15 protein-coding genes and 5 tRNA genes are annotated in these 18,309 nt (G+C 62.4%); 8 read left to right on the top strand and 12 right to left on the bottom strand.

The window, feature by feature from the left end:
- Positions 1 to 7: 7 nt before the first annotated feature.
- The 8 genes from AC07Z7_RS08585 (at position 8) to AC07Z7_RS08550 (ending at position 6,072) form a co-directional block, all read left to right on the top strand.
- A complete protein-coding gene (locus AC07Z7_RS08585) occupies positions 8 to 2,479 on the top strand; it encodes a ParB/RepB/Spo0J family partition protein (protein WP_494765996.1) in 2,472 nt (823 codons plus the stop codon).
- The gene (locus AC07Z7_RS08580) at positions 2,476 to 2,733 is read left to right on the top strand and encodes a hypothetical protein (RefSeq protein ID WP_494765995.1); all 258 of its coding nucleotides are present in this window, start codon (positions 2,476 to 2,478) and stop codon (positions 2,731 to 2,733) included. The genes AC07Z7_RS08585 and AC07Z7_RS08580 overlap by 4 nt, the downstream gene beginning before the upstream one ends.
- Positions 2,730 to 2,945 carry a Lar family restriction alleviation protein gene (locus AC07Z7_RS08575; protein WP_494765994.1) on the top strand — a complete coding sequence of 72 codons (216 nt, stop codon included), beginning with the start codon at positions 2,730 to 2,732 and terminating at the stop codon, positions 2,943 to 2,945. Before AC07Z7_RS08580 ends, AC07Z7_RS08575 begins: the two co-directional genes overlap by 4 nt.
- The gene (locus AC07Z7_RS08570) at positions 2,942 to 3,451 is read left to right on the top strand and encodes a hypothetical protein (protein WP_494765993.1); all 510 of its coding nucleotides are present in this window, start codon (positions 2,942 to 2,944) and stop codon (positions 3,449 to 3,451) included. Before AC07Z7_RS08575 ends, AC07Z7_RS08570 begins: the two co-directional genes overlap by 4 nt.
- 3 nt (positions 3,452 to 3,454) lie before the next feature.
- On the top strand, positions 3,455 to 4,636 hold the full coding sequence (locus AC07Z7_RS08565) for a 3'-5' exonuclease (protein WP_494765992.1): 1,182 nt from the start codon (positions 3,455 to 3,457) through the stop codon (positions 4,634 to 4,636).
- Complete coding sequence (locus AC07Z7_RS08560) at positions 4,620 to 4,973, top strand: DUF4031 domain-containing protein (RefSeq protein WP_494765991.1); 354 nt, start codon at positions 4,620 to 4,622, stop codon at positions 4,971 to 4,973. Before AC07Z7_RS08565 ends, AC07Z7_RS08560 begins: the two co-directional genes overlap by 17 nt.
- Complete coding sequence (locus tag AC07Z7_RS08555; protein ID WP_494765990.1) at positions 4,970 to 5,197, top strand: helix-turn-helix transcriptional regulator; 228 nt, start codon at positions 4,970 to 4,972, stop codon at positions 5,195 to 5,197. The genes AC07Z7_RS08560 and AC07Z7_RS08555 overlap by 4 nt, the downstream gene beginning before the upstream one ends.
- 104 nt (positions 5,198 to 5,301) lie before the next feature.
- On the top strand, positions 5,302 to 6,072 hold the full coding sequence (locus tag AC07Z7_RS08550) for a DUF2971 domain-containing protein (protein WP_494765989.1): 771 nt from the start codon (positions 5,302 to 5,304) through the stop codon (positions 6,070 to 6,072).
- 9 nt (positions 6,073 to 6,081) lie between these two features.
- Here AC07Z7_RS08550 and AC07Z7_RS08545 read toward each other — a convergent pair whose 3' ends face one another.
- The 12 genes from AC07Z7_RS08545 to AC07Z7_RS08490 all read right to left on the bottom strand — a co-directional run.
- On the bottom strand, positions 6,082 to 7,065 hold the full coding sequence (locus tag AC07Z7_RS08545; protein ID WP_494765988.1) for a tyrosine-type recombinase/integrase: 984 nt from the start codon (positions 7,063 to 7,065) through the stop codon (positions 6,082 to 6,084).
- Between the two features lie 142 nt (positions 7,066 to 7,207).
- Positions 7,208 to 7,300, bottom strand: a tRNA-Leu gene (locus tag AC07Z7_RS08540).
- A gap of 154 nt (positions 7,301 to 7,454) precedes the next feature.
- Positions 7,455 to 7,530, bottom strand: a tRNA-Gly gene (locus AC07Z7_RS08535).
- 180 nt (positions 7,531 to 7,710) lie between these two features.
- A tRNA-Cys gene (locus tag AC07Z7_RS08530) sits at positions 7,711 to 7,784 on the bottom strand.
- Between the two features lie 58 nt (positions 7,785 to 7,842).
- Positions 7,843 to 7,918 (bottom strand) — tRNA-Gly (locus tag AC07Z7_RS08525).
- Positions 7,919 to 8,003: 85 nt separating this feature from the next.
- On the bottom strand, positions 8,004 to 10,436 hold the full coding sequence (gene lon, locus AC07Z7_RS08520; protein WP_494765987.1) for an endopeptidase La: 2,433 nt from the start codon (positions 10,434 to 10,436) through the stop codon (positions 8,004 to 8,006).
- A gap of 126 nt (positions 10,437 to 10,562) precedes the next feature.
- Positions 10,563 to 11,828, bottom strand: coding sequence for an ATP-dependent Clp protease ATP-binding subunit ClpX (gene clpX / locus AC07Z7_RS08515; RefSeq protein ID WP_094287490.1), 1,266 nt, complete (start codon positions 11,826 to 11,828; stop codon positions 10,563 to 10,565).
- A 102-nt stretch (positions 11,829 to 11,930) separates the two neighbouring features.
- Positions 11,931 to 12,539 (bottom strand): ATP-dependent Clp endopeptidase proteolytic subunit ClpP, encoded by a 609-nt coding sequence (gene clpP / locus AC07Z7_RS08510; RefSeq protein ID WP_063461792.1) that lies wholly within the window; start codon positions 12,537 to 12,539, stop codon positions 11,931 to 11,933.
- 122 nt (positions 12,540 to 12,661) lie between these two features.
- Positions 12,662 to 13,975, bottom strand: a complete 1,314-nt coding sequence (gene tig / locus AC07Z7_RS08505) for a trigger factor (RefSeq protein WP_094287488.1) — start codon at positions 13,973 to 13,975, stop codon at positions 12,662 to 12,664.
- 75 nt (positions 13,976 to 14,050) lie between these two features.
- Positions 14,051 to 14,137 (bottom strand) — tRNA-Leu (locus AC07Z7_RS08500).
- A gap of 94 nt (positions 14,138 to 14,231) precedes the next feature.
- Positions 14,232 to 17,414 carry an efflux RND transporter permease subunit gene (locus AC07Z7_RS08495; protein ID WP_494765986.1) on the bottom strand — a complete coding sequence of 1,061 codons (3,183 nt, stop codon included), beginning with the start codon at positions 17,412 to 17,414 and terminating at the stop codon, positions 14,232 to 14,234.
- A gap of 9 nt (positions 17,415 to 17,423) precedes the next feature.
- A partial coding sequence (locus AC07Z7_RS08490) for an efflux RND transporter periplasmic adaptor subunit (RefSeq protein ID WP_494765985.1) occupies positions 17,424 to 18,309 on the bottom strand: 886 nt, incomplete at its 5' end.

The raw sequence follows: 18,309 nt of genomic DNA, 5'->3' as shown, positions 1-18,309 counted from the left end.
TGACTCCATGGCAACCGATCAACTAGACACCGCAACCGCCTCCACCACCGCGCCCGATACGGACATGCGCATGGTGGATCTGCAGCTCATTGAAGAGAGCCTGACCAACCCGCGCCGCACGTTCAACCAGCAAAAGCTGGCAGAGCTGGCCGAGACCATCAAGCAGCGCGGCGTAGTGCAGCCCGTGCTGCTACGCCCCCTGCCCGGCACCCGCATGGCAGACACCTTCGGGTTCCGACGCCAGGGCGCACCGCTGCCGGTGTACGAGCTGGTCTCCGGCGCCCGCCGCCTACGCGCTTCGCACATCGCAGGCACCAAGACCATCCCGGCCATGATCCGGGCGCTGACTGACCGCGAGGCCCGCGAGATCCAGCACATCGAGAACATCCAGCGCGAAGACGTGGACAAGCTGGAAGAAGCCGAGAGCTTCCGCAGCCTGCTGGACGACTTCGGCATGACCGCCGACGCGATTGGCGAGAAGATCGGCCAGAGTCGCAGCTACGTGTACGCCGCCCTCAAAATTCTGGACCTGTGCCAGGTCGGGCGCCAGGCGCTGCGCGACGGAAAGCTGGACTTCTCCAAGGCCCTGCAGGTGGCCCGCATCCCCAGCGAAAGCCAGCAGCTCAAGGCCATCAAGGATCTGACCGAGACCGACTACGAAGGTGAGCCAATCATTGGCGCACGTAGGGCAGCGGCCTACATCCGCCAGCACTACATGCTGGCGCTGGACAAGGCCCCCTTCTCGCGCACGGATGCCGACCTCCTGCCAGGCGCTGGCGCGTGCACCAACTGCCCCAAGCGCACTGGCGCGAACCCTGAGCTGTTTGCCGATGTGAAGAGTGCAGACGTGTGCACAGACGCACCCTGCTATCACAAGAAGGAAGAGGCCCACGCCCACCAGCTGGCCGAGCAAGCCCGCGCCAAAGGTCAGACCGTGATCGAGAGCAAGGAATCGGCCGAGCTGGTGGTGATGGGCGGCTACGGCCCAGCGCCAAAGCTCAAAGGCTATCGCCGCCTAGACTTTGCCGACGACAGCCCTACCGACCAGCCCCTGCGCAAAATCATCGGCAAGCAGATGCAGGCCGAGGGCATAGAGGCCGTGCTGATCGAGAACCCGCGCAAGAAGGGCGACATGCTGGCGTGCCTGCCCAACGAGGTGGTGCTGCGGCTGCTGAAGATCGTGGAAGCCCAAGCCACCGCCCCCCAGGCCAAGGCCAGCACCGTCAGCAAAGAAGCCCGCGAACTGGCAGAGCAGAAGAAGGCAGCGGCCGAGGCGCGCGCCCATGCGCAGTACGAGCAGGCCTGGCGCGACGCCCTGCTGACCCGTACATGGAACGAGGTGGGCTCAAGCGGGTTCGAGTTCTTCACGCTGGACGTGCACCGCTACCTGGTCAAGCAAGAGGCCGCGCGCCTGTCCACCGAGCAAGCCGAGCGCATCGCCGCCCGCCTTGACCTTGGCAAGGTGGGTGCGCACAGCGCCGTCATCGACTACGCCAACACCACGCCCACCCCGCATCTGTTGCACCTGCTCATCCTCATGGAGCGCACCTCGCGCACGGAGGATCGTGGCTATCTGGACCGGCCTGCGAATGCGGGCCTGATGCTGGTGGCCGGTGTTGCACTGCAGGACAAACTGCCCGTCGTCATCAACGAAGTGCAGGCCGAAGCCAAGGCCAAATACATGCCCGAACGCGAAAAACCAGCTGCCGCGACCGATCTGGCTGCGCAAGCGGGGGAAGGTGCGGAGGGGGGTAAGGGCGGCAAGGGTGCCGCGAAAAAATCGGCTGCGCGCGCTGGCGCAAAAGCCGCTGCTGAGGTGCCCAAAACATCGAAGGCCAAGGCCTCGGCCGACATCGCGGCCGCGATGCAAGCGCTCGAGGGGGAGTCCACTACAGGCAGCGCTCCCGCGCTGCAGGGCGACGAAGCACCGGCACCCGCCGGTGCGGCGCCAGTAGACAAGGCCCAGCCCAAACTCAAGGCCGGTGCCACTGCCAAGGCCCAGGACGTGGCGCCTACGGCGCAGGGCGACGAAGCGCAGCCAGTCGCTACCGCGCAGGCTACGCCCCAGCCAGCAGGTGAGCCACCTGCACCACTACCGCGCATCGAGCAAGGCGCAATCGTCCGCGTAAAGGATGACGCTCGTGGTCCCGATGGCAAGCGCCGCAAGACTTGCGGCCGCGTGGGCGTAGTGGAAAAGGGAGGCCAAGACCTGGTGCTGCGCTTTGGCCCCAAGAGCCACGAAATGCTGGCCAACATCACCAGCGCTGAAGTGGAGCCCTACAAAGCAGACCCGTTAATCGGCAGCAAAGTCCGCGTACTGCATGCTGGGATGACCATGGCGCGCAACGAATACCGCTGGCGTCAGGGCACGGTCAAGGCCTGCAAAGATGACGGCTGGGAAATCATGTTCCCCGGCGTCAAGGGCGGCGTGGCCACGTTCATGACCTTCGGCACCGAAGAGCTGGAGGTGCTGGAATGAGCCGCGCCAAAACCAGCCACCGCATCCGCCGCGCCAAGAACGCCCGCACCGGTAACCAGATCCTGCTGCGCAAAATCGGCGCCATCTGCGGCCGCGCTGCTGTCAACGTTACCTGCGAGCGCATCGAGCTGCGGCTGCAGCAAATCCGCGCCTTCCACCAAGCAAGCCGCGAATTTGTGAAGGCCCTGCACACCATGGCGCGGAGCGCCGCGCAAGTAGCCCAACAGATCCGCACTGGGTGGGGTCTCCAATGACCGACAAGCCGCTACCCCTCAAGCCCTGCCCATGCTGCGGCGGGGCTGCAGCCATGCACACCAATGCAGACGGCTGGCACTGGGTCGAATGCTCCCGCTGCGGCCTGGCCACCATGTACCGCATCAGCGCTGGCGACGACTGCCGCCCGCTGGTGGCCGAGGCATGGAACCGCCGCACGCCTGCCCCTGCACAGGAGGCACTGCCACTATGACCCACGGCCGCAAACCCCGCCAACCGCGCACACGTGTGCAGAACCCCGTGCGCCTCGCAGCCTGGCAGGCCGCGCTGCTGGACCACAGCCAGGTCGAAACCATCATGGCCCCGCTACGCCAGGCGTTCAAAGCCCTGCGCGAGGGCGTTGCCAATGAACAGCAGTGGGCCCACCTGGTGAGCGCAATGAACATTGCCGACTCGGTGGCCCTCACCAGCCCGGTGCGAGGCACGCGCGGCCACATCGAGCCCGCACAGCGCGCCCTCGACGGCATCATGCGCCGCGCCATGGCCACGGGTGAATGGCGCCCCACCGCTCTGTACTACGAAGAGCTGGACCTGGTACGCGACGGCCTGCAGATCTACCACCACCAGCTGCGCCACCTAACGCGCGGCGAATACCAGCGCGCCGAAGACCACGCCGCCGCAGACGTGCGCCGCGTCGCCGGTGCCGTCGTCATCAACACCACCCCGGCCAGCGAGCAGCTGGCGCTTGCAGGAGTTTGACCCATGACAGAAGCCACCCAACATAACCCAGCCGCCGCGCACATCGTGCTGGACCTTGAAACGCTGAGCACAAAGCCAAACGCTGCAGTCATAGCAATTGGTGCCGTTGCTGTGTCTGAAACGGGTCTGATCGTCGGAGAGTTCCATATCGCCATTGATGGCTACAACCAGCCAGGGCGGGACATTGATGCTGCCACCCTGGCATGGTGGGACGAGCAAACGCCCGAGGCCAAAGCCGCCAGTCTGCAAGCGACCGACCACGTGAGCGCCACCGTGGCGATGTGCAAATTCAGCGCTTGGGTGCTTGAACTTGCTGACCCCACGACGGTAAAGATGTGGGGCAATGGCTCCAGCTTCGACTGCACCATTCTTTCATCGCTCTACGCCCAGTGCCACGAGCTGGGCTACCCACAACCTTGGGCATGGTGGAACGACCGAGACATGCGGACGCTAGTTGATGCCTTTCCCACCGCCAAGCAAGTTGGTGATTTTGTGGGGATCGAACACCACGCCCTGCACGATGCACGGCATGAAGCGAAGCAGTTGGCCAAGGCACTCCCTCTGTACTCCGCTGGCATCGAGGCCGAGCTGCAGGCCCTGCGCAAGAAGGTGGCCACGTATGAAGCGCGGGATGCGTTGGGGTGGGTTCCGGCGCCAGCCCACCCCGACGACGCGGCCGTGGACCGCTTCGCAGCCGCCATGAAAGCCAAGCTGGCCAACGCAAGGGCAAAGGGGCGCGGCGGCTGGGAAGACAAAGAGCAATGCCACCAGGATAGCCTTGCATTGGATCTGCGCAGGCACGTTAACAAGGGCGACCCGGTGGACGTGGGCAACTTCGCCATGATGCTGCACCAGCGCGGCGAGTCCACCAAGCTGCGGCCGCTGTCGCAGGACCTGGTGGACGCCATCAAAAACGCGCCCGTAGGCGCCAGCGTCATAGAGCACAACGGGCACCCCGTATTCATCACGCGCGCAACGGAAGAAGGCGCACCGCTGCTGGGCCTGCTGGAATCGAACCACAGCGAGCTGCAGGCGAAGGTGCTGGGTGTCGGGCGGGTGATGGGCGAAATTTTGGTGAAGGTGGTGGACGGCGGCATGGTGCCGAAAGATCTGCAACCCGGCATGGTGGTGGACGTGCTGTACACCCCAGCCAGCGAGGAGGCGCCCGATGCCCGTGTACGTTGACGACATGCACCTATACCCAGCGGGCCAGCTCGGGCGCATGAAGATGTCCCACCTGCTGGCCGACACCGACGAAGAGCTGCACGCCATGGCCGACAAGATCGGCGTGGCCCGCCGCTGGCACCAGGCGCCCCCGCGCCATGACAGTCACTATGACATCGCCATGTCCAAGCGCGCCCAAGCGCTCACCCATGGCGCTATCGCCATCACATGGCGCCAGGCGGGCGCGATGAACATGCGCCGCCGCGTCACTGGCCAGCTGGGCGACCCCGCCTCGGCCGAGGCCTGGCTGCAGGACCACATGGCCGCGAAGCGGGCCAACCAAGGAAACAAGCCATGAGCGAAGCACAGCTTTTGGAACGCATCGACAAGATGGCCAGCGCCATGCAGTTGATGGCCAGTATGCTGGGCACACGCCTGGACCGTGGCCAGTTGGCAGAGCGCATGGGCGTGCACCGCAACACCTTGGCAAAAAGATTGATGTCAGATAAGGCTTTCCCAAGACCAGGGCGGGACGGAAAATGGCTGCTCAGCGAAATTATTGAATGGGAACAATCGCAATGACTACAGATAACCGTCAAGAACACACCCCAAAAATCCTGTATCACTACTGCTCTACGGACACATTTCATTCGATCATTCACCACGGCTCAATACGACTTTCCTCTATGAGCCTGTCAAATGACGCTCTAGAAGGGAAGATGGTTCACAGAGCTTTTAGCGAGCTCTCAAAAGAATATTCAGTTGAGGAAAAATATCAATCCATCATTCCAATTTTCTTGAACACGATTAATGAACAGTACGACGGACTGGCACTGTGTCTATCCGAGGCTGCAGACTTGCTTAGCCAATGGAGAGGGTACGCAAACGATGGCCAAGGATTTTGCATTGGCTTTAACAGCGAATACCTTAACGAACTCGCAAATGTGGAATCAATTAGCAAACTCTTTGAAACGCCGGCAGTTCTCAAACGCGTGCTTTACAGCCCTGAAGACCACAAGAAAGAAGTGCGCGACACCTTCCTTAAGATGCAGTCATACATTGACCGACTTGCACAATCAACCAGAGTGACTGGCATTATTAATAAAGCTATACAAGAACCTATAACGGATAATGTTGTACAGGCACTTTTTTCAAAAGCCCTTACACTTATCAATAGTCTATTTATTTTGAAATCCCCTGCCTTTTCGGAAGAAAAAGAGTGGAGATTAATCTCAACCGTCAACAGCGAAAGCCATTCAACAGGCGACTTCCGCACGACACCTTGCAACCTGATTCCATACCAAACAGTAAAGTTACTCGAAATACAAACCCCGGCCATTGCAGAAGTTATATTGGGGCCGAAGAATAAGTCTCCGCTCAATGTTGTAAGAAGCTTTCTCAATAAGCACGGACATCGAGTTACAAAAGTACGTCAATCATCGGCGTCTTATCGGTAGCAATGCCTCTTAGCCAACAATTCGTTTTGCTATATCGCTAGCCTTAGGGTTGTAGTACACCAGCGCGCGGGTGGTGCTGGTCCACCCAAACATCTTGCACAGGTCCAGCACATGCAGGCGCTGGGCCAATCGCGTGGCAGCGGTGTGACGGCTGTCGTGGAAGGTAAACCCCTCCAGCCCCGCCCGCTGCCGGTACTTGCGAAACATCGCGTCCAGGCTCTGCGTCTTGAGACCAAACACCAGGTCTTTGTCAAAGCCGCGCATCAGCTCGATGGTGCGCATCGTGCACGGCACGGCAGGCACATCGCGCTTGCCGGTCTTGCCGTCCACCTTGAAGTAACCCGCCCCCACATCATCCCAACGGATGCCGCAGATCTCCCCGGCTCGGCACCCCGTCTGCAGGGCCAGCAGAAAGGCGTTGGCCACCGCGTGGCCCACCGAACGCACCGGCCCCCTACTCCACCCTAGCGCACGCAGCATGCGCCGCACCTCGGGGCCGGAAATGACCCGCTCTCGGTGATCAGGCTCTGACGGCTTGCGCACGTCGCGCATCGGGTTCGAGTTCAACCACTGCCAATCGCGCCGGGCCACCTCCAGCACATGGGACAGCAGCACCATGTCCCGCAGTACCGAGCTGCGCGCATTCACCTTTAGCCTGGCATCACGCCAGGCCACGATGTCGGCGGGCGTCAGCTCGGCGAGCAGGCGCTTGGCAGGGAACAGCGGCTGGCGCGGGAAGGCCTGCAGGCGTATCAACTCCTTCTGCCAGCCCTTCTTTTCGCTCGACACCTCTTCGCCGTAGCGCACCAGCGCCTGGCCCAGCGTCTTCACTTCACCGGCGCGGCCGGTGGCCGTGGCTAGCAGCTCAGCGGAGCGCCTGGCAGCCCATTCAGCCGCCTCGCGCTTGGTGGGCAGGGTGTTGCTGTCGCGCTGGCCCTTCACCTCGATCTGAATGCGCCAGGTGCCTTTGGCCGTTTTGATGGGCGTTGCCATTTGGGGGGATTGGTGGGGGGATTTTGGGGGCGCCGCATGTGCAAATGTGTGCAGCGGGCGCACTGTACCACCAAAGAGAGAAGCGCTAGAGCCTTGATTTGTCTAGCTTTGTGCAATTGCTGCACAAACGAAAACAGTCGAGTGGTGCCCCGAGCCGGGGTCGAACCGGCACGCCCCTTTTCAGGAAAGCGGCGGATTTTAAGTCCGCAGTGTCTACCAATTTCACCATCGGGGCGTCGGCCGCTGAGCGCACACCTGCATTGCAGCGTAACCCGGGCAGCACATGCGCGCAATGCCCTGTCGCATCTCGGTCCACAGGCTTGCGCTGGAAAACGACGCAACCCGGCGGACCAAGAAAAAAGGGAAGCCTAGGCTTCCCTTTTCAAAATTGGAGCGGGAAAAGAGTCTCGAACTCTCGACCTCAACCTTGGCAAGGTTGCGCTCTACCAACTGAGCTATTCCCGCATTTGCTTGCCGCCTTAACGTTTCCGTTAGCGCTTATCAGCAAGCCTCAAATTATATCGCTATTTTTGGCCTCATTCGATTGCTGGCCAAAAATTTTCCAATCACCACCCAGCTTTGCCCGTCTTCATCACAACCAGGATCTCAAAAAAATCCTGAGCCATCGACGGTGCAGACCGTATCTGGAGGCGCGGTCCGGAGTCGAACCGGACTAACCGGATTTGCAATCCGGGGCATAACCGCTTTGCTACCGCGCCAGGAATTCACATTCCTCCGACAAAAAAGGGAAGCATTTGCTTCCCTTTTTCTGGAAATTGGAGCGGGAAAAGAGTCTCGAACTCTCGACCTCAACCTTGGCAAGGTTGCGCTCTACCAACTGAGCTATTCCCGCATTTACCGAAGCCTTACATTGTACAACGTTTGCTGCGATGGAATGAATTGTACCGCATTTTTGGGGCTCTTCAAAAAATTTTGCGTCAATGTTTCAAACCATCGGCCACCGCTGACGAGGCGGCTGCTTTTTCGGCCGGAGCCGGCGCCACCACCGCCACCTCTTCGTCCGTCAAGGGCACAGGTTTGCTCTCCAGCGCCACTTCCAGCACCTTGTCGATCCAGCGCACGGGCACGATTTCCAGCCCGCTCTTCACGTTGTCGGGTATCTCCTGCAGATCCTTCACGTTTTCTTCAGGGATCAACACTGTCTTGATGCCGCCGCGCAAAGCTGCCAACAGCTTTTCCTTAAGCCCACCAATCGCAGTGACTTCACCCCGCAACGTGATTTCGCCGGTCATGGCCACATCACCGCGCACAGGGATGCCCGTCAGCGCCGAAACAAACGCGGTGGTCATCGCAGCGCCCGCGCTCGGGCCGTCCTTGGGTGTGGCGCCGTCTGGCACGTGGATGTGGATGTCGCGCTTCTCGAACGCTTCGTCCTTGATGCCCAGGATGCGCGCGCGGCTGCGCACCACAGTGCGTGCTGCCTCCACGGACTCCTTCATCACGTCGCCCAGCGAACCGGTGCGCGTGATCACGCCCTTGCCGGGCATGATGGCCGCTTCAATGGTCAGCAGGTCACCGCCCACTTCGGTCCAGGCCAAGCCCACGACCTGCCCCACCTGGTTTTGCAACTCGGCGCGGCCATAGGTGTACTTGCGCACACCCAGGAAGTCGGGCAGGTTGTCCGCTGTCACTACCACCTGGGGCGTGAGCTTCTTGAGCTGCAGGCCCTTCACCACCTTGCGGCAGATCTTCGAGAGCTCGCGCTCCAGCGAGCGCACGCCCGCCTCCCTTGTGTAGTACCGCACCATGTCGCGCACGGCGGCTTCGGTGATCAGCAGTTCCTCGTCCTTCACGCCATTGTTCTTGAGCTGCTTGGGCAGCAGGTACTTCATGGCGATGCTGGTTTTTTCGTCCTCGGTGTAACCCGACAGGCGAATCACCTCCATCCGGTCCAGCAAAGCGGGCGGGATGTTCATCGAGTTGGACGTGGCCACGAACATCACGTCGGAGAGGTCGAAGTCAACTTCGACATAGTGATCGCCGAAGGTGTGGTTCTGCTCGGGGTCCAGCACCTCGAGCAGCGCGCTCGATGGATCGCCCCGGAAGTCCGTGCCCAGCTTGTCGATCTCGTCGAGCAGGAACAGCGGATTGCGCGTGCCCACCTTGGAGAGGCTCTGCAGCACCTTGCCCGGCAGCGCGCCGATGTAGGTGCGGCGGTGTCCACGGATCTCGGCTTCGTCGCGCATGCCACCCAGGGCCATGCGAACGTACTTGCGACCCGTGGCCTTGGCAATCGACTGGCCCAGCGAGGTCTTGCCCACACCCGGCGGCCCCACCAGGCACAGGATGGGGGCCTTCACCTTGTCCACACGCTGCTGCACCGCGAGATATTCGAGGATGCGGTCCTTGACCTTGTCCAGGCCGTAATGGTCTTCGTTGAGCACGCCCTCGGCATTCACCAGGTCATGTTTGATCTTGGTCTTCTTGCTCCAGGGCAGGCCTGTGAGCACGTCGATGTAATTGCGCACCACGGTCGCTTCGGCGGACATGGGCGACATCAGCTTGAGCTTCTTGAGTTCGGCCTCAGCCTTCTTGCGCGCTTCGGCGGGCATCTTGGCGAGCTTGATCTTCTTCTCGATCTCCTCGATGTCAGCACCTTCGTCGCCCTCGCCCAGCTCCTTCTGGATGGCCTTGACCTGCTCGTTCAGGTAGAAGTCGCGCTGGTTCTTCTCCATCTGACGCTTCACGCGGCCCCGGATCTTCTTGTCCACATTGAGGATGTCCACCTCGCGGTCGAGCTGCTCGAACAGGTTTTCGAGGCGCGCCTTCACGTCCGACAGGTCCAGCACCACCTGTTTGTTCTCCAGCTTGAGCGGCAGGTGCGCGGCAATGGTGTCGGCCAGGCGGCCGGGATCGTCGATGCTGGAGATGGATGTGAGGATCTCGGGCGGAATCTTCTTGTTGAGTTTGACGTACTGGTCAAACTGCTGCATCACCGCTCGGCGCAGGGCCTCGATCTCACTGGGCTTGTTCGCCTCGGGCGTGGCCTCGACCGGCGTGACGGTGGCCATGAAATGCGTTTCGGTGTCGTCAATGGAGGTCACCAGCGCGCGCTGCTGCCCCTCCACCAACACCTTCACTGTACCGTCAGGCAGCTTGAGCATCTGCAAGATGGTGGATACGCAACCGACGTCGAACATGTCCGACACCGAGGGTTCATCCTTGGCGGCAGCCTTCTGGGCAACCAGCATGATGCGGCGATCGGCCTCCATGGCCATCTCAAGCGCCTTGATGCTCTTGGGACGGCCCACGAAGAGCGGGATCACCATGTGGGGGAACACCACCACATCGCGCAATGGCAACAGTGGCAGGTCAATGGGGGTGGCTGGCAGGGGGGTATGTCCGGACATGGAAATCCTCAAAGTGCTCTGTGGAAGTGGCTCCACATGTGGGGATTTTCAACCCTTGCGCGCAGCCGTACTGGCGCAAGGGTTGATGGTGCAAGGGGCAGCAACAGGGCGCCCGCTCCGGTCATTTCAGGCCTTCTTGGCCGCTTCGCGGTAGACGAGCAGCGGCGGCTTGTTTTCTTCGATGGTGGATTCATCCACCACCACCTTTTCAACATTGCTGGTGTTGGGCAGGTCGAACATTGTGCCGATCAGCGATTGCTCCAGGATCGAACGCAATCCCCGCGCGCCAGTCTTGCGAGCCAGAGCCTTGCGGGCAATGGCCTTGAGTGCTGCAGGGCGGATCTCCAGGTCTACGCCCTCCATCGACAACAGCTTGCTGTACTGCTTGACCAGCGCGTTTTTGGGCTCGGTCAGGATCTGCACGAGCGCGTCTTCACTCAACTCGGCCAGCGCGGTGACCACGGGCATGCGGCCCACCAGTTCGGGGATCAGGCCGAACTTGATCAGGTCCTCGGGCTCGATCTCGGTGAACACCTCGGTCAGCGAACGCTGCTTTTTGCTCTTGACCGATGCACCAAAACCGATGCCCGACGCTTCGGTGCGGTTCTCGATCACTTTCTCCAGGCCCGCGAACGCACCGCCGCAGATGAACAGGATGTTGGTCGTGTCGATCTGCAGAAAATCCTGGTTGGGATGCTTGCGCCCGCCCTGCGGCGGCACGCTGGCCATGGTGCCCTCGATGAGCTTGAGCAGCGCCTGCTGCACGCCCTCGCCCGACACGTCACGCGTGATGCTGGGGTTGTCCGACTTGCGCGAAATCTTGTCGATTTCGTCGATGTAGACAATGCCTCGCTGGGCACGCTCGACCTCGTAGTTGCAGCTTTGCAGCAGCTTCTGGACGATGTTCTCCACGTCCTCGCCCACATAGCCCGCCTCGGTCAGCGTGGTGGCATCGGCCATCACAAAGGGCACGTCCAGCATGCGCGCGAGCGTTTGAGCCAGCAGCGTTTTGCCCGAGCCCGTGGGGCCGATCAAGAGGATGTTGCTCTTGGACAGCTCCACATCGTCCTTGTGGGCCTTGTCCTTGTGGCGCAGGCGTTTGTAGTGGTTGTACACCGCCACCGCCAGCGTGCGTTTGGCCACTTCCTGGCCAATCACGTAGTTGTCGAGGTTGTTTTTGATCTCTACCGGTGTGGGCAGGTCGCTGCGGCCTTCACGGGCCAGGTCACCAGCCGGAAGTTCATCGCGAATGATCTCGTTGCACAGGTCAATGCACTCGTCGCAGATAAAGACCGACGGACCGGCGATCAGCTTCTTCACTTCATGCTGGCTTTTGCCGCAGAAAGAGCAGTAAAGGGTTTTTTCGCTGGAAGAGCCTTTTTTCTCGGCCATGGGGGCAATGCCTTGTTACGTACGGAAAGTTGTCGGGATGATAACCAAATAAAAAACGGCGTCTTCCCCGGGGGAAAACGCCGCTGTGCGAGCGTGTGGCGATCAGGAGCGCTTGCTGATCACCTGGTCCACCAGGCCGTATTCCTTGGCCTCGTCGGCCGACAGGAAGTAGTCGCGCTCGGTGTCGCGCTGGATTTTTTCCAGCGACTGGCCCGTGCGCTCGGCCAGGATGTTGTTGAGCTGCTCGCGGGTCTTGAGGATCTCGCGCGCGTGGATCTCGATCTCGGTGGCCTGGCCCTGCATGCCACCCAGCGGCTGGTGGATCATGACCTTGGAGTTGGGCAGTGCAAAACGCTTGCCCTTGGCGCCGGCCGCCAGCAGGAAGGCACCCATGCTGGCCGCCATGCCCGTGCACAGGGTCGAGACATCGGGCTTGATGAAGTTCATGGTGTCAAAAATCGCCATGCCAGCGCTCACCGAGCCGCCGGGTGAATTGATGTAGAACGAAATGTCCTTGTCAGGGTTCTCACTCTCCAGGAACAGCAGCTGCGCCACCACCAGGTTGGCGGTCTGGTCGTTGACCGGACCCACCAGAAAAATCACGCGCTCCTTGAGCAGGCGCGAGTAGATGTCATAGGACCGCTCACCACGGCCCGACTGCTCGATGACCATGGGGACCATGCCCAGGCCTTGTGTTTCCAATGCGCTCATGTTTTCTCCAGTCAAGCAGGTACTGTACTCAGAAATGAATTGGGGCCTGTGCACGAAAGCACAAGCCCCTGTGTGACGGCAACAACCGGGCAGTTAGGCAACCAACCGCCCGGCCAGACCCATCAGCCCTGTTGGGCCATCAGTTCGTCGAACGACACGGTCTTCTCGACCACCTTGGCCTTGCCCAGCACGAATTCGGTCACGTTGTTTTCGATCACAACGGCTTCGACTTCGGCCAGGCGCTGGCGGTCGCCGAAGTACCAGCGCACCACGTCTTCAGGCTTCTCGTAGCTGGCAGCCAGCTCGTCGATATGGGCCTTGAGCTGCTCGGGCTTGGCCTGCAGTTCGTTGGCACGCACCAGCTCGGCCAGCACCAGGCCCAGGCGCACGCGGCGCTCGGCCTGGGGGCGGAACACGTCTTCAGGGATCTCGGCCTTGTCGGCGTCCTTGATGCCGCGTTGCTTCAGCTCGGCGCGAGCGCCTTCCAGCAGGCGGGCGATTTCAGCCTGGATGCTGGCGTTGGGCAGATCCAGCTCAGCCTTGGCCACCAGGGCGTCCATCACGGCTTGCTTGTTGCGGGCCAGCAGGCGGAACTTGACTTCGCGCTCCAGGTTCTTCTTGATGTCGGCGCGCAGGCCGTCCACGGAACCGTCGGCGATGCCCAGCGACTTGGCCAGTGCGTCGTTCACTTCGGGCAGGTGGGCCGCTTCGATCTTCTTCACGGTCACGAGGAAGTCGGCGGTCTTGCCGGCCACGTCCTTGCCATGGTATTCGGCAGGGAAAGCCAGGGGGAAGGTCTTGCTTTCGCCCGACTTCATGCCGCGCACTGCGTCTTCGAATTCCTTGAGCATCTGGCCTTCGCCGACCAGGAACTGGAAGTCTTCGGCCTTGCCGCCATCAAAGGGTTCGCCGTCGATCTTGCCGGCGAAATCCACGGTCACGCGGTCGCCGTCTTGGGCGGCAGCGTCCAGGGCGCGCTGGGCGAAGCTGCGGCGCTGCTTGCGCAGGATGTCGATGGTCTTGTCGATGGCAGAGTCGGTCACTTCGGACGACAGCTTTTCGACTTCGGCGTCCGACAGGTCGGCGATCTTGACTTCGGGGAACACTTCAAAGACGGCGTCGAAAGTCACCTGGCCTTCGGGAGCGCCTTCCTTTTCGGTGATGCGGGGCTGGCCGGCCACACGCAGGTTGGCTTCGTTGGCAGCCACGGCGAAGGCTTCACCGACCTTGTCGTTGAGCACTTCGTACTGCACCGAGTAGCCATAACGCTGGGCCACCACGTTCATGGGGACCTTGCCAGGACGGAAACCGTCCATCTTGACAGTGCGAGCCAGGCGCTTGAGGCGCGTATCGACTTCGGACTGGATCAGGGTGACGGGCACGCTCAGCGTAATCTTGCGCTCGAGCTTCTCAAGGGTTTCAACAGTAACGGCCATGGCTATTCCTCTTATGAATGTGGATCGTGCTGGCTGCAGCGCAGCAGCGCCGTGTTCCGCAAAGTCTCACATGGGTGGTGCGCGGGGGGGGACTCGAACCCCCACACCATTGCTGGCGTCAGGACCTAAACCTGGTGCGTCTACCAATTTCGCCACCCGCGCGGTTCTACAACAAACAAACAGGCGGCAACCTCAGCTGCCGCCTGCGTGAAATCGGTCAACCTTCTATTTTACCCTGATGCGGGCTGGGTGGGAATCAAACCCCTCCAAGAACCTCTGGCGTGGGCCGTTTGACCCGAAACCAGGCGGCGTACATGGCAGGCAGCGCCAGCAGCGTGAGCACGGTGGCCACAATGAGCCCGCCCATGATGGCCACCGCCATCGGCCCCCAGAACACGCTGCGCGACAGCGGGATCATGGCCAGCACCGCCGCAGCGGCCGTGAGCACGATGGGGCGCAGGCGGCGCACGGCTGACTCGACGATCGCGTCCCACGCAGGCACGCCCCGGGCGCGGTCCTGTTCGATCTGGTCGATCAGGATCACGGAGTTGCGCTGGATCATGCCCATGAGCGCAATCACGCCCAGCAACGCCACAAACCCGAAGGGCCGGTTCAGCACCAGCAGCGCCGCCGCCACCCCCGCCAGGCCCAGCGGCCCGGTCAGGAAGACGAGCATCGCGCGGCTGAAGCTGTGCAACTGCAGCATGAGCAGGGTGAAGGTAATGAACAGCATCACCGGCAAGCCGGCCGCAATCGAGGCCGAGCCCTTGGAGCTTTCCTCCACCGCCCCCGCCACTTCGATGCGGTAAGCGCCCTGCCCCGAGGCGCGCCATTGCGCCTCGATCTTCTGCAGCGCTGGCTGCAGAGCCGCTGTCACCGTGGCACCCTGCAGGCCCTCGGTCACGTCGCCCTGCACCGTGATGGCGTAGTCGCGGTTTTCGCGCCACATCACGCCCGGCTCCAAGGTGAACACGGGCTTGGCGATCTGCGTGAGCGGGATCGACTTGCCCGAGGCCGTGGGCAGGTACGCGTTGGCAATGTCGGTGATGGCGTTGCGCTCGTCCAGCGGCTGGCGCAGCAGGATGTCGATGAGCTTGTCGCCCTCGCGGAACTGCCCCACCTGCGTGCCCGAGAGGATGGTCTTGGACGCCTGGGCAATCGACTGGCTGGTGACGCCCAGAGCGCGCGCCTTGGCCTGGTCCACTTCCAGGCGCAGCACCTTCACCGATTCGTTCCAGTTGTCGTTCACGCCGCGCATGTCGGGGTTCTGGCGCAGTTGCGCCTTCACCTCGTCGGCGCGCTCGCGCAGCACCAGCGGGTCCGGCCCCACCACACGGAACTGCACCGGGTACGGCACCGGCGGCCCGTTGGGCAGCAGCTTGACACGGCCGCGCACCTCGGGGAATTCCTCAGCCAGCAAGGAGGGTAGCTTCACGCGCAACGATTCGCGCAGCTTCAGATCCTGCGGCAGCACGATGAACTGCGAGACGTTGCTTTGCGGGAACACCTGGTCCAGCGGTAGGTAGAAGCGCGGCACGCCCGAGCCCACCCAGGTGCTCACGGCCGTCACGCCGGGCTCAGCCAGCAGGCGCTGCTCCACGCGCTTGGTAACTTCTTCGTTGCCCGCAAACGACGTACCCTCGGGGAACCAGATGTCCACCAGGATTTCAGGCCGGCTCGAATCCGGGAAGAACTGCTGCTGCACCTTGCCCATGCCCACAATGCCCAGCGCAAAGGTGAGGATGGTGGCGCCGATGGTGAGCCAGCGGTGCTGCACGCACCAGTCCACCAGACGGCGGAAGGTGCGGTAGAACGGGCTGTCGAACACCTCGTGCGGGTCGTCCGTCACACCCTTGTTCGCCTGCGCGGCCAGCACATGCGGCGGCACCTTGAGCAGCAGCGTGCCCAGGTACGGCACAAAGTACACCGACACGATCCAGCTGAGCACCAGCGCGATCACCGTCACGGCAAAAATCGCAAACGTGTACTCGCCCGTAGTGGACTTCGCCAGCCCGATGGGCAAGAACCCGGCCGCCGTGATCAGCGTGCCCGTGAGCATGGGCATGGCTGTGAGTTCGTAGGCAAAGGTGGCGGCGCGCACCTTGTCGTAGCCCTCTTCGAGCTTGAGCACCATCATCTCGACGGCAATGATGGCGTCGTCCACCAGCAGGCCGAGCGCAATGATGAGCGAGCCCAGCGAAATCTTGTGCAGGCCGATGCCCCAGTACCACATGGCCAGAAAGGTCACCGCCAGCACCATGGGGATGGTGATGCCCACCACCAGGCCGGGGCGCGGGTCGATGTACCAGCGTTTCCACAGCGGGTTCTTGCCCGGCCGCTTGTGAAAGCCCAGGCTGATGAAGCTCACCGCCAGCACGATGACCACGGCCTCGATCAGCACCCGGACGAACTCGTTCACCGAGGTGGACACGGCCTTGGGCTGGTCCTGCACGTTCACGAGCTTGACGCCCGCTGGCAGCGTGCCGCCGATGCGGTCGGTGGCGGTGTGCAGCGCCTTGCCCAGCGCAATGATGTCGCCGCCCTTGGCCATGGAGACGCCCAGTGCAATCACCTCGCGGCCCTGGTGGCGCACCTTCACGGTGGCCGGGTCCACATAGCCGCGCTTGACCTCGGCAATATCGCCCAGGCGCAGCTGCGCACCCGAGGGACCCCGGATCGGCATGGCCGCCAGGTCTTCCACGGCATTGAACTGGCCTTGCACCCGCACCTGCACCTGGTCCTGCGGGGTCTGGATGGCACCAGCGCTTTCCACCGCGTTTTGCTGGCCCAGCTGGGTCAGCACCTGGTTCATGTCCAGGCCCAGCTGCGACAGGCGCTTTTGCGAGATTTCGATGAAAACCTTTTCATCCTGCACGCCAAACAGCTCGACCTTGGCGACATCGGGCACGCGCAGCAGCTGCTGGCGCACATCATCGGCAAACTGCTTGAGCTCGGCGTAGCTGAAGCCCTCCGACTCCAGCGCATAGATCACGCCGTACACATCACCAAAGTCGTCATTGAAGAACGGCCCCTGGATGCCCTGCGGCAGGGTGTAGCGCATGTCGCCCACCTTCTTGCGCACGGTGTACCAGACGTTGGCCACATCGCCGGGTTTGGACGAGTCCTTGATCTGGAAAATGATCTGCGACTCGCCGGGCTTGGAGTAGCTGCGGATCTTGTCGGCGTAAGGCACCTCCTGCAGCGTGCGCTCGATCTTGTCGGTGACCTGCTCGGCCACCTGCTGCGCCGTGGCGCCAGGCCAGTAGGTGCGCACCACCATGGCACGGAAGGTGAACGGCGGGTCTTCGTCCTGCCCCAGCTGGAAATAGGCGGCAAAGCCCAGCAGCATCAACACCACCATGAGGTAGCGGGTGAGCGCGGGATGGTCGAGCGCCCATTTGGAGAGGTTGAACCCCTCTTTGGGTTGTTGTTGTGACATGCGTGGCCCTCAGTTGGCAGCCGAGGCCGGGTTTGCTACCAATTCAGGAGCTGCTTTCGCTTTACCAGCGGGCGGAGAAGCCGTTTTTGGCTGATAAACCATCACCTTCTGCCCGGGCGAGAGCACATGCACGCCCGTCGCCACCACCTGCATGCCGGGCGTGAGGCCCGCCGCCACCACGGCTTCGTTGCCGTCGGCCGTGGCGATCTGCACCGGCTGCGACTTCACACTGCTGCTGGCCGGGTCATACACCCAAACGGCCGTGGCCTGGCCCTCCTGGCGCAGCGCGCTGGTGGGCAGCTTGATGGCCGGGATGCCCGCATGGCTCAGTGCCTTGGGCGTGACGTACACGGTGGCGCCCAGCGCGGGGGCTTCTGCGCTGTCGATAGCCACCTTGACCTGGTAGGTGCGCGTGGCCGCATCGGCGCTGGCCGCCACCTCGCGCACCGCGCCCGCCAGCGTGGCGCCACCGGACCAGCCACGCACAGCCACTTCCGAGCCCACGGCAATCTGCGCCACCTTGTCCTCGGGCACTGCAAACACCACATCGCGCGGCCCGTCCTGGGCAATGCGCACCACGGGCGTGCCCGCAGCCACCACCTGGCCCGGCTCGGCATCGATGCCGGTCACCACACCCGACACATCAGCCACCAGCGTGGTGTAGGCCGCCTGGTTGCCCTGCGACGACAGCTGGGCGCGCGCCTGGTCCAGCGTGGCCTGCGCGGCCTTGAGCGTGGCTTCGCGGCGCTCCAGCTCGGCACCGCTGATGAAATTCTGGTCTTTCAGGGTCTGGTAGCGCTTGAGGTCTGCCGCCGCCAGGTCACGCTGCGTGGTGGCCGATGCCAGCTGCGCGCGCGCAGCGTCGGTCGCCAGCTGGTAGTCCTTCGGGTCCAGC

The organism is Acidovorax sp. GW101-11A03 (genome assembly GCF_059424825.1).
This window is presented reverse-complemented; position numbering and strand designations above follow the sequence as displayed.

Excerpts from the sequence above, each read along its gene's own strand:
- AC07Z7_RS08585 (WP_494765996.1), top strand. The coding sequence starts at position 8 with ATGGCAACCGATCAACTAGACACCGCAACCGCCTCCACCACCGCGCCC.
- AC07Z7_RS08580 (WP_494765995.1), top strand. The coding sequence starts at position 2,476 with ATGAGCCGCGCCAAAACCAGCCACCGCATCCGCCGCGCCAAGAACGCC.
- AC07Z7_RS08575 (WP_494765994.1), top strand. The coding sequence starts at position 2,730 with ATGACCGACAAGCCGCTACCCCTCAAGCCCTGCCCATGCTGCGGCGGG.
- AC07Z7_RS08570 (WP_494765993.1), top strand. The coding sequence starts at position 2,942 with ATGACCCACGGCCGCAAACCCCGCCAACCGCGCACACGTGTGCAGAAC.
- AC07Z7_RS08565 (WP_494765992.1), top strand. The coding sequence starts at position 3,455 with ATGACAGAAGCCACCCAACATAACCCAGCCGCCGCGCACATCGTGCTG.
- AC07Z7_RS08560 (WP_494765991.1), top strand. The coding sequence starts at position 4,620 with ATGCCCGTGTACGTTGACGACATGCACCTATACCCAGCGGGCCAGCTC.
- AC07Z7_RS08555 (WP_494765990.1), top strand. The coding sequence starts at position 4,970 with ATGAGCGAAGCACAGCTTTTGGAACGCATCGACAAGATGGCCAGCGCC.
- AC07Z7_RS08550 (WP_494765989.1), top strand. The coding sequence starts at position 5,302 with ATGAGCCTGTCAAATGACGCTCTAGAAGGGAAGATGGTTCACAGAGCT.
- AC07Z7_RS08545 (WP_494765988.1), bottom strand. The coding sequence starts at position 7,065 with ATGGCAACGCCCATCAAAACGGCCAAAGGCACCTGGCGCATTCAGATC.
- lon (WP_494765987.1), bottom strand. The coding sequence starts at position 10,436 with ATGTCCGGACATACCCCCCTGCCAGCCACCCCCATTGACCTGCCACTG.
- clpX (WP_094287490.1), bottom strand. The coding sequence starts at position 11,828 with ATGGCCGAGAAAAAAGGCTCTTCCAGCGAAAAAACCCTTTACTGCTCT.
- clpP (WP_063461792.1), bottom strand. The coding sequence starts at position 12,539 with ATGAGCGCATTGGAAACACAAGGCCTGGGCATGGTCCCCATGGTCATC.
- tig (WP_094287488.1), bottom strand. The coding sequence starts at position 13,975 with ATGGCCGTTACTGTTGAAACCCTTGAGAAGCTCGAGCGCAAGATTACG.
- AC07Z7_RS08495 (WP_494765986.1), bottom strand. The coding sequence starts at position 17,414 with ATGTCACAACAACAACCCAAAGAGGGGTTCAACCTCTCCAAATGGGCG.